Origin of the sequence: Dokdonella sp. (genome assembly GCF_019634775.1) — a bacterium.
GTDB lineage: Bacteria > Pseudomonadota > Gammaproteobacteria > Xanthomonadales > Rhodanobacteraceae > Dokdonella.
Genome location: NZ_JAHCAS010000001.1, coordinates 1316316 through 1331307 on the forward strand (window position 1 = coordinate 1316316; position 14992 = coordinate 1331307).

12 protein-coding genes are annotated in these 14992 nt (G+C 66.2%); 5 read left to right on the plus strand and 7 right to left on the minus strand.

What is annotated here, in order from left to right:
* The first annotated feature begins 248 nt into the window (after window positions 1–248).
* Window positions 249–1733, plus strand: coding sequence for a TIGR03013 family XrtA/PEP-CTERM system glycosyltransferase (locus tag KF907_RS05695; RefSeq protein WP_291218952.1), 1485 nt, complete (start codon window positions 249–251; stop codon window positions 1731–1733).
* A gap of 98 nt (window positions 1734–1831) precedes the next feature.
* Window positions 1832–3112, plus strand: coding sequence for a PQQ-dependent sugar dehydrogenase (locus tag KF907_RS05700; RefSeq protein ID WP_291218953.1), 1281 nt, complete (start codon window positions 1832–1834; stop codon window positions 3110–3112).
* A gap of 6 nt (window positions 3113–3118) precedes the next feature.
* Here the strand turns inward: KF907_RS05700 and KF907_RS05705 are convergent, their stop codons facing one another.
* Window positions 3119–4042: a glycosyltransferase family 2 protein gene (locus KF907_RS05705; RefSeq protein WP_291218954.1), complete on the minus strand. Its 924-nt coding sequence runs from the start codon at window positions 4040–4042 to the stop codon at window positions 3119–3121.
* On the opposite strand from KF907_RS05705, the gene KF907_RS05710 reads away from it, so the two are divergent.
* On the plus strand, window positions 4041–5051 hold the full coding sequence (locus tag KF907_RS05710) for a polysaccharide deacetylase family protein (RefSeq protein ID WP_291218955.1): 1011 nt from the start codon (window positions 4041–4043) through the stop codon (window positions 5049–5051). The two genes, KF907_RS05705 and KF907_RS05710, sit on opposite strands and share 2 nt — an antisense overlap.
* A 92-nt stretch (window positions 5052–5143) precedes the next feature.
* Here the strand turns inward: KF907_RS05710 and KF907_RS05715 are convergent, their stop codons facing one another.
* From KF907_RS05715 to KF907_RS05730, 4 genes are read right to left on the minus strand one after another with little or no spacing between them, the layout of a single operon-like run.
* Complete coding sequence (locus KF907_RS05715) at window positions 5144–6187, minus strand: hypothetical protein (protein WP_291218957.1); 1044 nt, start codon at window positions 6185–6187, stop codon at window positions 5144–5146.
* Window positions 6187–7173 (minus strand): NAD(+) synthase, encoded by a 987-nt coding sequence (gene nadE / locus KF907_RS05720; protein ID WP_291218959.1) that lies wholly within the window; start codon window positions 7171–7173, stop codon window positions 6187–6189. The genes KF907_RS05715 and nadE overlap by 1 nt, the downstream gene beginning before the upstream one ends.
* A complete protein-coding gene (locus KF907_RS05725) occupies window positions 7170–8699 on the minus strand; it encodes a class I adenylate-forming enzyme family protein (protein WP_291218960.1) in 1530 nt (509 codons plus the stop codon). Before KF907_RS05725 ends, nadE begins: the two co-directional genes overlap by 4 nt.
* A 20-nt stretch (window positions 8700–8719) precedes the next feature.
* Window positions 8720–8968 carry an acyl carrier protein gene (locus KF907_RS05730; RefSeq protein ID WP_291218962.1) on the minus strand — a complete coding sequence of 83 codons (249 nt, stop codon included), beginning with the start codon at window positions 8966–8968 and terminating at the stop codon, window positions 8720–8722.
* A gap of 231 nt (window positions 8969–9199) precedes the next feature.
* Here KF907_RS05730 and KF907_RS05735 point away from each other — a divergent pair, with 231 nt between their 5' ends.
* Window positions 9200–10351 (plus strand): PQQ-dependent sugar dehydrogenase, encoded by a 1152-nt coding sequence (locus KF907_RS05735; protein ID WP_291218963.1) that lies wholly within the window; start codon window positions 9200–9202, stop codon window positions 10349–10351.
* 218 nt (window positions 10352–10569) lie between these two features.
* Here KF907_RS05735 and asnB read toward each other — a convergent pair whose 3' ends face one another.
* Window positions 10570–12519, minus strand: a complete 1950-nt coding sequence (gene asnB / locus KF907_RS05740) for an asparagine synthase (glutamine-hydrolyzing) (protein WP_291218965.1) — start codon at window positions 12517–12519, stop codon at window positions 10570–10572.
* An 8-nt stretch (window positions 12520–12527) separates the two neighbouring features.
* On the minus strand, window positions 12528–13703 hold the full coding sequence (locus KF907_RS05745) for a glycosyltransferase (protein ID WP_291218966.1): 1176 nt from the start codon (window positions 13701–13703) through the stop codon (window positions 12528–12530).
* A gap of 215 nt (window positions 13704–13918) precedes the next feature.
* On the opposite strand from KF907_RS05745, the gene KF907_RS05750 reads away from it, so the two are divergent.
* Window positions 13919–14977, plus strand: coding sequence for an acyltransferase family protein (locus KF907_RS05750; RefSeq protein ID WP_291218968.1), 1059 nt, complete (start codon window positions 13919–13921; stop codon window positions 14975–14977).
* Window positions 14978–14992 lie beyond the last annotated feature (15 nt).

The window sequence follows — 14992 nt, forward strand, 5'->3', positions numbered from 1 at the left end:
GCGCTGGCAGGGCTGGCCGATGGAAATTCTCGGGCGTGATGCGTCACATCCTGCCGCATACGGTCAACTTCTCCGCGACCGGGTCGACCCGGCAACCTGGGCGGCTGCGGCGTGCAATGCCTGTTGCAATGGCTACAATCTGCGGTTTGTGGACGTCGTGATGCGTCGCTGCGGTTCGATTTCCGCGTCCTCTGGATGGTGGCACGTGATTTGCTTCACAGATTTGTGCCCATCTCCCTGATACGGCCATGAACCAAAGCGACGCTCGAGCCGATTCCACGTATGGCGTGCCGAAGGCACGTTCCGGTCATGGTGTTCCGGTGGAGGGGGCAATGCTGCGTCTGGTGCGGGAGCAGGGAGCCCGCTGGCTGGCCCTGCTCGCGATTGGCGAGTGCCTGGTGCTGGCTGCGGCGATGGTGGCCGCGATGCACGTGCGATATGCGCACAACGCGGCGGAACTGGCGCTGCATTCGGCCTACCTGTATCCGCGCGCCCTGCTGTTCGGATTCGTCCTGGTGACGGCGTTTGCCGCACTCGGCCTCTACCAGCCACGCCTGCGGGATGGCTGGTTCGGCGTGTTCGCGCGGGTCGGCATCGGTTTCGTGCTTGGCGGCACGGCGTCGGTCATTCTCTACTACCTCGTGCCGCAGGCCTATGTCGGCCGTGGTGTGCTTGGCATCGCACTCGTCATCGGTTTTCCACTCGTGCTCGCGCTGCGTGCCGCGTTCATGCGTCTGGTCAATGTCGAGGCACTCAAGCGTCGCGTGCTCGTGCTCGGCAGCGGCGAGCGAGCGGCGATGATCAACTCGCGCATGCGCCGGCGCGTGGATCGGCGCGGTTTCAGCCTTGTTGGTTTCGTGCGGGCTGCCGAGGAGGTGTCGGCCGTGGCGGCGGAGCAGACCTTCGACGACGACGAATCCCTCGTCGATCGCGTCAGCCGCCTGCAGGTCAACGAGATCGTGATTGCGCTGGATGATCGCCGCGGCCAGTTGCCGATGGGCGAATTGCTCGAATGCAAGCAGCGCGGCGTGGCGGTGACCGATCTGATCACGTTCTTCGAGCGCGAGCTCGGCAAGGTCAAGCTCAGCCTGATCGACCCGTCGTGGATGGTCTTTTCCGACGGGTTCGACGCCTCGCCGCTGCGCCGCTTCAGCAAGCGCGCGTTCGACATCGTCGCTTCGGCGCTGGTACTGGTGCTGACCTGGCCGTTGATGCTCGGGGCGGCGATCGCGATCCGCCTCGAATCGGGGCGCGCCGCACCGATCCTGTACCGCCAGGAGCGGGTCGGCGAGAACGGTCGCACGTTCTCCCTGATCAAGTTCCGCAGCATGCGCACCGATGCCGAAAAGGACGGTGTGGCGCGCTGGGCTGGCAAGGACGATGATCGTGTCACTCGCACCGGTCGCTTCATCCGCAAGGTACGCATCGACGAGCTTCCGCAGTTGTGGAACATCCTGCGCGGAGACATGAGCCTGATCGGGCCGCGTCCGGAGCGTCCGCAGTTCGTCGCCGAATTGGCGAAGAAGATCCGCTACTACGAGCTGCGCCATTGCGTGAAGCCTGGCCTTGCCGGCTGGGCCCAGCTCAACTATCCGTACGGCGCCACCGTGGAGGATGCCGCCGAAAAGCTCAAATATGATCTCTTCTACGTCAAGAACCACGATTTCCTGCTCGATCTTCTGATCCTGATCCAGACCGTCGAGGTTGTGCTGTTCCGGCGCGGGGCACGCTGAACGCTTGCTGTCGGAATGGTGTTCATTCCGTGAAGTAGCGCAAAGTCCAGCGGCCACGAGTATGCTGGACGGCAGTCCATTGCCGAGCCGGTGCCGCCGTGTCCGTTCGCTCATTCCAGGACCTGCTGCTGGTCACCCTGGTCCTTCTGTGCTCCGCCCCGTGCCTGCGCGCCGAGATTCCGGCTGACCTGCACCTTGCCCCGTTCATCAGTTCGGGCCTCAGCGATCCGTTGGCGATCCGCAGTGCGAACGATGGCAGCGGTCGACTGTTTGTCGTCGAACGTGGCGGTACGATCCGTGTCGTCGTCAACGGTGTGCTGCAATCGACGCCCTACTACTCGCGCGCAGTCGATACCAGCGACGTCGAGCGTGGTCTGCTCGGCCTCGCATTCGACCCGGACTTTCGCATCAACGGTACGTTCTACATCGTCTACACCGCGAGTGGCAGCAACGGCGAGATCCTGCGCCGCCTCGTTGCCAGCAACCCGGCGGCCAACGTGTTCGCCGGCAGCGACAGCGAGGTCATGCGCATCCCGTTGTTCTACAACCACAACGGTGGCGACATCCATTTTGGCCAGGACAACTACCTGTACTGGAGCACCGGTTCGGGCACGGGTTCGTTCGATCCGAACGATCTCGCCCAGAATCTGTGGAAGAAGACGATCAGCGGCACGACCTATTTCCTGATGGGCAAGGTGCTGCGCCTCGACGTGCGTTCGGCTACGCCATCGGCCGCGGCCAACATGTGTGGCGCAAGCGCCGGCCAGGCCGCACCCTATGCGATCCCACCCGGCAATCCGTATGCGGGTGCGGCCAATACCTGTGCCGAAATTTGGGCATACGGGTTCCGCAATCCGTGGCGCATCAGCATCGACAGGCAGACCGGTGACCTGTGGGTTGCTGATGTCGGCGAGGGTTCCTGGGAGGAAGTCAGCCTGCGTACGGCCGCTGGTGCAGGCAATCGCAACTACGGCTATCCGCAATGCGAGGGCAACCATCATGGACGTCCTTCGGCACCGGGCGGGAACTGTCCGACGACGACCGGCACGGTCGCTCCGGTCATGGAGTACTCGCATGCCAACAGCCGCTGCTCGGTCACGGGCGGCGTCCGCTATCGCGGGCCAATCACACCTTTTCGCGGCCACTACGTCTTCGCCGATGCCTGTTCGAGCGAGCTGTTCATCGGTACCGAAGGCAGCGGCGGAAGCTGGAGCTTCGTCACACGATCGTCGGGTATCGCGCCGGGTTACGGCACGCTTTCGGGTTTCGGCGAGGACCAGAATGGCGACCTCTTCGTGGTCGATCATCAAAATGGCCGCATCTGGCGCTTCGCCTCGGCAGCGTCGGACCCGATCTTCGGGAACGGCTTCGACCCCTGAGCCGTCTCAGCGGCGGCCCCGGCCGAGCAGGCGCGAGACGGCACGCCGTACGACGAGCCGGGTGACTTCGCGCGCATCGGCGCGGACCTCGGGTGCGTTCGAAGTGCGCAGCGCCTTGCCGCGCCAGTGCCAAGCCTCGCGCCAGCGGTTGGCGAACAGCCTTCCACGGGCATTGCGCAGATAGGCCATCGCCAGCGCACGCATGCGTACCTGGTCGTCGACGATGCCCACCGCCTCCGCGACCGCGCGCTCGATGACGCGCGTGTAATCGTCATAAGTACTGGCCAGTGCCGACAGGCCGTCGTGACCACGGATCGCGCGGGCGAGTGGGGCATCGACCACGCCGATCGGCCAGCGACGTGCAACGCGCAGGTGGAAGTCGAGATCCTCGGCCGTGCGCAGTGACTCGTCGAATCCGCCGACGTCGGCGAACACCTCGCGGCGGAACATCGCTGACACCGGCGCCAGTGCCGGATTGAGCAGCACGCGGTCGAGTACCCATCCGTCCTCGGGCAGGATCGCGCGCCGACCGAGGAAATCGATCGTTCGGCGTTCGGCGTCGATGCGCTCAACATCGCACAACACCATGCCGAAGTTCGGATGTGCCTCGAGGAAAGCGACCTGGCGCGCGGTCTTTTCCGGCAGCCATTCGTCGTCGCTGTCGAGCAGCGCGAGGTAGCGCCCGCGTGCCAACGCCATACCGCGGTTGCGCGCGGCCGATACTCCGGCGTTGCCCTGGCGCACTATGGCGACGCGGTCGCCGAACTCGGCGTGAAGTGCGTCGGCGGTGCCGTCGGTCGAGCCATCGTCGACGACGATGATCTCATCGACCCTGTGCGTCTGCGCGAGAACGCTGCGCACTGCGTGCAGGACGAGCTCACGCCGGTTCCAGGTCGGTATGATGGCGGAAACCTCGGGAACCAGGCTCATGTTGTCCGATCTCGCCAAGAAGGTCCTCTATGGTAGCGGCTTGCTCGGCCTCTACCATCGCCTGCGCAACCGGCGCACGCTGACCGTGATCATGTTCCACCGCGTGCTCGATCCGGTCGATCCGCGCTGGGCGTCGTGCGATCCCGACTACACGCTCGACGCTGGCCTGCTCGAACGCTGCCTCGCCTTCTTCCGCCGCCACTACCGCCTCGTCTCGGTCGACGACGTGCTCGCCGCGCGCCGCGAAGGGCGTGCGTTGCCTGCGCGCGCGCTGCTCGTGACCTTCGACGACGGCTGGTCGGACAACGTCGACTTCGCCCTGCCTCGCCTCGCGCGCGCCGGCGTGCCGGGCCTGCTGTTCGTTGTCGCCGACGTGATCGGCCGCCGCCTCGCGTTCTTCCAGGAGCGCCTGGTCGGCGCCCTGCGCCTGGGCAAACTGCGGGTGGCCGATCTCGCCGCGGCCCTGCCATCCTCCGAACCTGCCGTCGAAGGCATCGGCGGCCTGCGCCGTGTGATCGGCCGGCTCGAATCGCTCGACGAGGAAAGCCGCGAACGCGTTCTCGCACCGTTCGCCACGGCGATGGACGACGGCTTGCGCCACATGGTTGTTGCCGGGGAACTGCGCACGCTCGAAAATGGCGGCATTGCCATCGGCCTGCACGGCAAGACGCACACGCCGATGACACGCGTGAACGACCTCGATGCCGAACTCGGCGGCGCACGCAGAGCCGTCGCTCCGCATCTGAGCGACGGACGTGCTCCAGTGACGATGTCGTTCCCGCACGGCCGCTACGACGCGGCGATCGCCGCGCGAGCGCGCGAGGCCGGGTATGAGCTCGTGTTCACCAGCGACCCGGTGTTGAATCCGACCGACCCGCAACCGGGCTGGCTGCTCGGTCGGGTCGGCTTCGAGCAGGCCGGCATCGTCGATGCGCGCGGCCGGTTCCGCGCGGATCACCTGGCCTTGCTGTTGTTTCGCACACGCCGGACACGCTTGGTCAAGGACTGAAGCGCGCGCGGCATGGTCGAAGGCATCAGCAAGGACATCGCTGCGGGAAACGGTTGTGGGAAACGACTGCAGGCCACGGCTGAGGCCGATTCCTACTCGTCTTCGTCGGCGGAGGTGAGGTGGAGAGAACGTTCGCGAGTGGCGGCATCAGCGCTCCAGCGACCGTATACGGGGCGCCGCGAGCGTTCGACGAACCCGCAGGTGGACCAGCCGCTGAATGCCGCCGAGCTGCCGCTGAACTCGACCGAAAGCGCTGCGTGTCCGGCGCGCCGCGCAGCGTGTACGAGCACGTCCACATGTGCACGGGAGACCCCGGCGGTGCCATGCTCGGACCAGAAATCCCGAACGTGCAGTAAGCCGTCGCCGGACTGGCAGGCGAACCAGGCGACCAAGCCGCCATTGTCGTCCTCGACGATCAGGAAGCGTGTTTCGGCAAACGGACATGCGTCGAATCGCCAACGTGCGAAAGCGGCATCGCGCACGGTGGTGATGGAGTGCTGGTGCGGCGAGCGCGCCCACAACAAATCAAAGCGTGGATCGGTGCATTCGCTCCAGTGCCATCGCGTGCGCGCATCTTCGCGTCGACGGAGCCACGCTTTCAGCGCATCAATGCCGTCGAGCATCCGGCCGAACGGTACCGCGAGGATCGGCGGCAGGCGTCGCTGCAAGTAGCCGGCATGACGCAGTACGCGCGCATGGCGGACCATTTCAGCGAGCTGCTCGTAGCCGACGCGCTTGAATACCGGTGCCGCCTTCGGGTTCGGAAAGCCGTAGAGCAGGTCGAAGCGCCGACCACCGGCCGCAACCAGTGCCGATTGCAGCATGAGCGCCGGGCCGAGCGAGCGGTGTTCGCCACGCACGGCGAGGTCAACGAGCACACCGGCCTCGATTCCACGCTCACCGTCGATCATGCGTCGCGGCCCGGCCGTGGCAGCGCCGACGACACACTTGTCGACGTCGAAGCGCAGCAGGCGCAGCAGCGGCTCGCCGAACGGGCATTGCACGTAGAACCAGTCGTACTTGGCCCGCATGCGCGCATCGTCGCCAAGGTTGCCGCGCCAGACATCGAGCACAGTCTCGCGGTCGCGCGCGACGTCACCTTCCTCGATGGCGTAGACGGATGAATCGCCGGCCATCAGTGCGGATCGAGCTCGGCCACTTCGCCGACGAGCACCGGACGTGCGTGCAGGTAGCGCGTCGTGCGTCGCTTTGTGCGGATGTCTTCGTAGACCGCATCGGCCTGCTGCGCGGTGATGGCCAGCACGCGTGCGAGTTCGGTGGCCGGCACATCGTGGTTGAGTGCCCACAGCGCAAGGTCCATCGAGCGGTACGGCAGGGCGAAGTAGAACTCGTCCTGGCCCTGCTCGAGGCTGTAGGTGTCGGTGGTCGGCACCGCCGCGCATACGCGCTCGGGCAGGCCGAGGAAGCGCGCCATGCCGTAGACCTGGCTCTTGTAGAGGTGCGCGATCGGCTTGACGTCGGCTGAGCCGTCGCCATTCTTGACGAAGAAGCCCTGGTCGTACTCGAGCCGATTCGGCGTGCCGACCACGGCGTAGTTGAGGCGATCGGCGTGGTAGTACTCGAGGGTCTTGCGGATGCGCTGCTTGAAGTTCGTCGCGGCGACGATCTGCAGGTATTCGGACAGGCCGAGTGGACGGTCGACGTTCTCGCCGGCTGGCGACACGGCGACGAGGCGGAAGCGGTTGATGCGGCCTTCGATGCCGCCGTCGATGACGATCTTGAAGCGCCAGCCGTCGCCGTACTCTGGCAGGGCGCGGCGCACGGCGGCGTCGCGTTCGGCATAGCAGCCGATTGCGGCGAGCGCGGGGGCGATGTCGACCATCTCGACGCGCACGCCGAGGTGTCCGGCGAGGATGCGCGCACGCGCGCCGCTGTCGTCAGAGGAATCGCGCTCGGGCAGGATCAGGGCGAACACCCGCTCGGGCCCGAGCGCGCGCACGGCGAGGGCGATGCTGCACGAGGAATCGATGCCGCCCGAGATGGCGACGACGAGGCCGCGTTTGTGCAGTTCGCGTGCAGTCACTTCACGCAGCCGCGTGGCGATCCGGTCCGCCTCCGCCGCATAGTCGATGTCGAGCACGCTCCAGTCCAGTGTGGTCACGAATCCTCCCGCCTTTCGTTGCTGGCCAACAGGGACCGCCGGATTTTGCCCGAAGCCGTTTTCGGCAGCTCGGTGGCGGCTTCGATGAACTTCGGAATCTTGTACGCGGCGAGTCGCTCGCGGCAATGTGCCTTGACGCGGTCGATCGAAGTGTCGGCGTCGTCGGCAAAGACGATGAACGCCTTGATGACCTGCCCGAGCACATCGTCGTCGACGCCGACCACGGCGACCTCCTCGACTTCGTCGAGCTCGGCGATGACTTCTTCTACGTCATTCGGGTGCACACGATGCGCACCGGTCTTGATCATGTCGCTGCGTCGGCCGGACAGGTACAGGAAGCCGTCGGCATCGATGTGACCCATGTCGCCGGTGCGCAGCCAGCCATCGGTGCCGAGTACCGTTGCAGTCAGCGCGGCGTCGCGCCAGTAACCCTGCATGACGTTGGGTCCGCGCGCATACACTTCGCCGACCGTGCCGGGTGCTGCGCTCGCACCGTGCTCGTCGCGCACCTCGAGTTCGACTCCCGGGATGGCCACTCCGACCGCGCCGGGCTTGTCGTCGAAGCATTCGGGAGGAAGCCAGGCCAGGCGTGCGGTCGCTTCGGTCTGCCCGTACATGACGAACAGGCGCGCCTGCGGGATCGCCGCGCGCAGGCGCGTGGCCAGCGCGGGCGCCATGGCGCCGCCGGCCTGGGTCAGGTAACGCAACGACGAAAGGTCGTACTCGCCGAGGCGCACGCGGTTGAGCAGCAAGGCAAAGGTTGACGGCACGCCGGAAAAGCCACTGACGCGTTCACGCGCCATGGTTTCGACCATGAGGTGCGGGAACACGAGGTTCTGCTCGATGACGAGGCGGGCACCGGCGGCGAGATGTGTGTGCAGGACCGAGGCGCCGTACGAATAGTAGAACGGTAGGATCGTCACCGTGCTGTCGTCGGCACCGAGGCCGAGGTAGGTGATGATCGATTGCACGTTGGCCGTGAGGTTGGCGTGACTCAGCATCACGCCTTTCGGCTGGCCGGTCGTGCCCGATGTGTAGACGATCGCTGCCAGTGCATCGGCGGCGACGGGCATGGGTCGCTCGATGCGAGCGCCGGCCGGCAACACCTGCCAGCGTAGACTGCCCCGCGCCGCCGCGTCGTCGACGAGAATGACCTGCGGGCGTGGATCGAGCGCTTCGATCGCTGCACGCGCATCGCGGTTGGAGACCTCATGCACGACCAGACGCGCACCGGAATGACGCAGCCACGGTTCGAAGTCGCGGGCCTTTGCCTGCGCGTTCAATGGGACCACGACTGCGTCGGCACGCCAGGCTGCGTAGGTGGCGACAACGGCCTCGATCGAATTCGGCAGGATCAGGGCGACGCGCTCGCCCGCCTGGACGCCAAGCGTACGAAGCGCTGCGGCAAATTCATTGACGTGTTCATCGAGTGCTGCGTAGTCGATGCGACGCTCGCCGTCGACGAGCGCCGTGCGCTCCGGCTGCGTGTGCACATGCTCGGCGAGGCGCTCGGCGAGCCAACTCATGGCGGCGTGCCGTCGTCGACTCAGGCGGCGAGCTTGCGCGCCACGAATGCGGCGATCGCGTCTATCGTCTCAAAATTGGCCGGTACCATTTCCTCGTCGGCCACCTTGAGCTTCCAGGTCTCCTCGATATGGAAAATCAGTTCGAGCATGCCGGTTGAATCGATCGTGCCACTGCGAATCAGCGAGTCGCCGTCGGCGAGCGCCGAATCGTCATCGGTGAACAGATAGTTCTTGAGCACGAACTGCTTGATCTGGCGCTTGTGGTCCATCGTGGTGTCTGCCCCTGGTTTCGATGCGGCCTGCGTTTCGGAATGCGCGGGTGCGCACGCGCCAGTTCCGGCTGCGGATTGTGCCATGCCGGCACGTGGGATGACGACGGCGCTCCGCTCCGGCTCCATGACACCAATGTTGTTTGCCGCTATGGTCGCCATCCATTGCCATGCCTGGGAGTCGCCGCGATGCCGTGTTTCGCCGCCCGTCTGTCAACTGCCGCTCTCGCGATGGCATTTTTTCTTGCTGCCTGCGGTGCGGCGAAGAGCCCACCACCGCGCGCCCAGTCCGTCGTCGCCGAATCGGGAAAGGTGCAGGAGTATGCCGCCGAAGGTGGCCGCCTCGTGGTCGAGGAACTCGCCCACGGATTCGAGTTCCCGTGGGCTCTGGTCTTCCTGCCGGACGCACGCATGCTCGTCACCGAAAAGCCGGGACGCCTCCTCCTGCTGGGCACGGATGCGAAACCCGAAGCCGAGATCAGCGGCCTGCCGAAGATTTTTGTCGACGGCCAGGCCGGCCTGCTGGATGTCGCCCTGTCGCCGAAGTTCGCCGAGGACCGACTGGTCTACATATCGTTCGCTGAACCGAACGCGCGGGGCAACCTTGCCGGCACCGCGGTCGCACGTGGCCGTCTCGACGGCCATGCGCTGCGTGAGGTCGAGGTGATCTACCGTCAGGAGCCGAAGCTGTCGAGTGGCACGCACGTAGGTTCTCGCCTCGTCTTCGATGACGCCGGTCATCTGTTCGTCACCCAGGGCGAGAACAACAAGCGCCCGACCGCGCAGGAACTCGACAAGCTGCAGGGCAAGCTCGTGCGCATCCATGCCGACGGCAGCGTGCCGCAGGACAACCCATTCTTCGGGCGGGACGGCGTGCGCCCCGAAATCTGGTCCTACGGGCACCGCAACATGCAGGGCGCCGCGCTGCACCCGGTCACGCGCAGGCTGTGGACGAGCGAGCACGGCCCCAAGGGTGGTGACGAGATCAACATCCCCGAGGCGGGAAAGAACTATGGCTGGCCGATCATCACCTGGGGCATCAACTACTCGGGCCTCACCATCCCAGAAGCCGAGGGCACGGCGAAGGACGGCATGGAGCAGCCGCACCATTACTGGCCGGTGTCGCCGGCACTGAGCGGCATGGCCTTCTATGCGGCCGATCGCATTCCCGCCTGGCGGCGCAGCCTGTTCCTCGGGGCGCTCGCTGGCACCAGCCTGATCCGCCTCGAACTCGATGGCGACCGCATCGTCGGCGAGGAACGCCTGCTCACACAACGCAACGAACGCATCCGTGACGTGCGCGTCGGCCCGGACGGGCGCGTCTACGTGCTGACCGACGCGCCGAACGGCAAGTTGCTGCGTCTGGACCTGAGAGTCCCGTGAGCGCCCCGGCGCGTGTGCCGGGGCCCGGGGCAGCAGATGTCTGCGTTCGAGCCCGGTATCTTCGATCCTGACATCGACGTACCTGTCGGACGTTCGTCCGATCGGATCGGCAACGTCGATGAACTGTCATGTTGGCCACGCGCCATGCCGCCGACATCCTTGTGATGGGCGTGCGGCTGCGCAGGCGAATCGGTTCGTTGCACACCTCGAGGCGGGGGTCACGCCGGTGGGGTTTGATCCCGTGAGTGCACGAAATGCTCGTCGAGCAGCATCGTCGAGAGGATGCCGACGAAGGCCTGGTTGTCGGCGAAGCCGGTAGCCTTGCCGGTGCGGCATTTGTCGACGAGGCGACCGACCATGCCGGCATCGAAGTATCCAGCCTTGCGCAGTCGTTCGGCGGAGAGCAGATCGTCGACATAGTCGGGAGCCTTGCCGTCGACGAAGAAGCTCGCGCTGTCGGGGGCACGATACGGTTGCTTGGTGCGCGCGACGATGTCGGCTGGCAGCAAATCGGCCAGCGCACGGCGCAGCAGGTATTTTTCGGTCATGCCGCGCACCTTGTAGTGCTCGGGCAGACGGTTGCCGAACTCGATGACGCGATGGTCGAGGTAGGGCACGCGCCCCTCGACCGAGTTGGCAGCGGCCACGCGATCGCCTTGGGCGGCGAGCAGGTAGGCGGCGAGCAGGGACTTCGCCTCGACATACTGGTCACGCGCAAGCGGACGCCAGTCGTCGATGTCCGGTGGCAGGCGTTGCTCGTAAAACGTGAGCGGATCCCATGGGCCGAGGCTGGCACGCAGCTCGGATGAAAGAAAATTGAGCGCGCGCTGTGAAGTGGTCCACCGCGGCACATGGGCGAAGATCGGACGATCGAGGTGTTCGAGGCCCTGGCCGAAGAATGACTGCGCGAAGGCCGGGTTGCGCACCGGTGAGTTTTCGAGGTAACCGTACAGCCGACCCAGGAGCAGCGGACGGAAGCGCGATTCGCGTTGGCGTGCCCAGAAGCGACGCACCTTTGCTTCGCGGAACAGGTCGTAACCGCCGAACACCTCGTCGGCGCCTTCGCCGGTCAGTACGACCTTGTAGCCTTCCGCACGCACGCGTGCCGACAGCAGCATCATCGGCACCGGTGCCGTACGCAGCACTGGAGCCTCGGCATGGCGCACGAGGCGCGGGAACGCTTCCCCGATCTCGACGCGCGACACCGTCAGCGTGGTGTGATCGGTGCCAAGATGACGCACCATCGCCTGCTGGTGCTCGCTCTCGTCGAACTCGGCATCCTCGAAGGCAACCGAGAACGTGCGCACCGGCGTGTCGGTGAAACCGCGGATCATGGCGACGATGCCGGACGAGTCGAGGCCACCACTCAGATAGGCTCCGACCGGCACGTCGGCGCGCAACTGCAGGCGCACGGCGTCGACGAGGAGGGCGCGCAACTCGGCAGTGGCGTCCTCGACCGAGGTGAAGGCCGGCGCGGCTCCACGCGCGGGGAAGCGCCAGTCCCAGTATTGCGTGAGCGTTTCCGTGCCGTCGGCCTCAATCGCGAGGCGATGACCGGGCGGCAGGCTGTGCACGCCGCTGAAGGCGGTGTCGGGGTCGGCCGGGGCCCAGTACGTCAACGCCTCGGCGAGGCCGCGCGGGTCGAGCGTGGCGCGTTCCGGCAGCACGGCGAGCAAGGTCTTGATCTCGGAGGCGAACCAGACGCGGCCGCGCGCGTGGGTGTGGAACAGCGGTCGGATGCCGGCGCGGTCGCGCGCGAGCACGAGGCGTCGACGACGTGCGTCCCATAGGGCGATGGCGAACTGGCCATTGAGGTGGTCGACGAAGTCGTCGCCGTAGCGATCGTACAGGTGCACGATCACTTCGGTGTCGGACTGCGTGTAGAACACGTGCCCCTGGGCAACGAGTGCCTCGCGCAGCTCGATGTAGTTGAAGATCTCGCCATTGAACACGGTCCACACGTCGCCTGCTTCGTTGTGGATGGGCTGATCGCCCGTGGCAAGGTCAATGATCGACAGCCGCGCATGGGCGAGGCCAATGCCGTCCGCGGCATGGAAGCCGTAGCCATCCGGACCGCGGTGGTGCAGGGTGTGGATCATCGTGTCGAGCACAGGACGCGCGGCATCGGCGCGCACATCGGGACCGCTGAAGCCGGCTATTCCACACACGTCGGGGGTTACTCCGGCTGCAGGATGGTCGAGGATGAATGCAAGGCGTGTGCTTCGCGGCACGCGCTGAGCGTGTCGCGGGCGACGTCGTCCCAACCACGCGAGAAGCGTGCCGACAGCGCGGTTTCGTCCCAGGCGCGATCAAGCGCGTTGCCCAGGCCCGCCGCGAGCGCGAGCGTGTCACGGGGTGGCACGAGGACCCCGCAGTCGGCATCGACGACCTCGGGCACGCCGCCGACTGGGCAGGACAGCACCGGTCGCCCGCAGGCGAGTGCCTCGACGAGTACGTTTGGATGGCCTTCCGACCAGCTCGGCAGGGCGATGAGGTTGGCTGCGGCCATCCATCGGGCGACTTCGGCGGGTGGCTGCGCGCCGGCGAGACGCAGGCCGTTGGCGGGGTCGGCGGCGAGCGTTTCGAGTTCGCCGCGCAGCGGGCCGTCGCCGACCAGGACGAGCTGCGCGCATGGATGCGTCATGCGCAACGCACGCACTGCTTCGACGAGTTCGCGCAGGCCTTTCTCGGCAACGAGGCGGCCGACGTAGAGCAGGAGCTCGGCATCGTCGGCGACGCCGTTCGCGGCGCGCGCCGGCCCACGCTCGCGGCGGTGGAACACGGTTGCATCGCAACCGTTGGCGATCACGCGCACGCGCGCCGGGTCGGCACCGTAGTCGGCCACGGCGAGACGACCAAGGTCGGTGCTGACCACGAGCAGGCGGTCAGCGTCGCGCACGACGGGCTTGGTCAGCGCGCGGCTGACGGCGTCGCGCACGCGGATGTCGGAGCCGCGAGCTCCGGCGACGAAGGCCGCGCCGATGCGCCGCGCGACGCGTCGCGCAGCCCAGGCATCGGGATACAGCCAGTACGCGAGCACGACGTCGGGGTGGAAGTGCGTCGCTGGTCGCGCGATCGCGTGTGCACAAAGGCGGCCGTTGAACGGGCGGCTCAACGCGGGCAAGGCCGGGTACGTCACGAACTCGACGTCGATGCCGGGGAGTTCGATGCCGGTGCCCGGATCGCGGAACAGGTAGCTACGCGGCTGCGCCCAGCGCGGATAGCGCGCCACTGGACTCAGCACGCGCACTTCGGCGAGACGCGACAGCTCGCGTACGGTCTGCAGGATCGGTCGCCCGCGTGTCGGTTCGCCGGCGATGGGGAACTGCGAGGTGACGACGAGGATGCGCATGCTTCGGCCGGGGCTGCGGTATGCGGGATTGTATCCGTTGCGGTCGCGGTCGTTCGCCATGCCCTGGATCGGTGGTCAGACACGGTACTGCGGCGGGGTACGGGTGGCGTTGTCGTTCGCGACATCCCCCGGTGCGGTGGCGCCCATGCTCCTGCCGTAGCGCAACATGCGTATGATGCCCTCCGCGCACGCGCAACCGTCCCGGGAGAGGTTCCATGCAAACCGATCCGTCGTCCGCACCACGCATGGTCGAACTCGATGCCTTGCGCGGGCTCGCCGCGCTGGCGGTCGTCGGCTTCCACTACACGACGCTGTACGACCAGTACTACGGCCACACCGGTGGGCCGCTGCCATCGCTCGCCTTTGGCAACTACGGCGTCCATCTGTTTTTCCTGATCAGCGGCTTCGTCATCTTCATGACGCTTGAGCGCACGCGCACGGCACTCGACTTCGTCGTCTCGCGGTTCTCGCGACTGTTCCCCGCCTACTGGGTCGCGATCCTGTTGAGCGCGGCGGTCGTCTACACGATCGGCATGCCATCGCAGCGCATACCGTGGGTGGACGTGATGCTCGACTTCACGATGATCCAGGACTTCCTGGGGGGCAAACACCTCGACGGTTCGTATTGGACCCTCGAGGTCGAACTGTTCTTTTACGTGCAGATGCTGTTCTGGTTCGTCGTCGGCCTGCTTCGGCGAATTCGCTGGATCATCGTCGGCTGGCTGCTGCTTGCCACGGCTTACGGGCTGGCCATGAAACATGGGGAGCACTTCTCGTACCTCGTGCGCGAACTGCTGATCCTGCGCTACATCCCGTTCTTCGCGCTCGGCATCCTGTTCTATCGGTTGCGCGTGTATCCCTCGGAAAGGCGAGTGGATGCCGTTCTGATCGTGCTCGCCCTGGTGGCGATTGCGCTCGCCTACCAACCGGTCTTCGCTGTCGTTGCGCTGGCCTGCACGGCCGTTTTCGCGGCGTTCATCTGCGGCTGGCTGCGTTGGCTGCGTTTCGCGCCGTTTGCCTTCCTCGGCACGATTTCCTATTCGCTCTACCTGTTGCATCAGGCGATCGGATTCAGCCTGATCTGGCAGTTCGAGCGGCTGGGCCTGCACGCGGGTCCTGCCTCGGTCCTCGCCGCCCTGCTGGTCAGCGGCCTCGCTGCACTGCTCACCTTCTGCGTCGAGCGGCCGGCGATGCGCCGGATCCGCGCCTGGTGGAAACGGCATCTCTCGGTCCCGGCAGGTGCGGATGCTGGCCTCGAGTCGTCGTCCAACTGACCAGGGTGCCCCGTC

Bases quoted from the DNA above. Each gene is read 5' to 3' on its own strand.
- KF907_RS05705 (WP_291218954.1), bottom strand. From the start codon at position 4,042: ATGAGCCTGGTTCCCGAGGTTTCCGCCATCATACCGACCTGGAACCGG.
- KF907_RS05750 (WP_291218968.1), top strand. From the start codon at position 13,919: ATGCAAACCGATCCGTCGTCCGCACCACGCATGGTCGAACTCGATGCC.
- KF907_RS05710 (WP_291218955.1), top strand. From the start codon at position 4,041: ATGTTGTCCGATCTCGCCAAGAAGGTCCTCTATGGTAGCGGCTTGCTC.
- KF907_RS05745 (WP_291218966.1), bottom strand. From the start codon at position 13,703: ATGCGCATCCTCGTCGTCACCTCGCAGTTCCCCATCGCCGGCGAACCG.
- KF907_RS05725 (WP_291218960.1), bottom strand. From the start codon at position 8,699: ATGAGTTGGCTCGCCGAGCGCCTCGCCGAGCATGTGCACACGCAGCCG.
- KF907_RS05735 (WP_291218963.1), top strand. From the start codon at position 9,200: ATGGCATTTTTTCTTGCTGCCTGCGGTGCGGCGAAGAGCCCACCACCG.
- KF907_RS05695 (WP_291218952.1), top strand. From the start codon at position 249: ATGAACCAAAGCGACGCTCGAGCCGATTCCACGTATGGCGTGCCGAAG.
- KF907_RS05715 (WP_291218957.1), bottom strand. From the start codon at position 6,187: ATGGCCGGCGATTCATCCGTCTACGCCATCGAGGAAGGTGACGTCGCG.
- KF907_RS05730 (WP_291218962.1), bottom strand. From the start codon at position 8,968: ATGGACCACAAGCGCCAGATCAAGCAGTTCGTGCTCAAGAACTATCTG.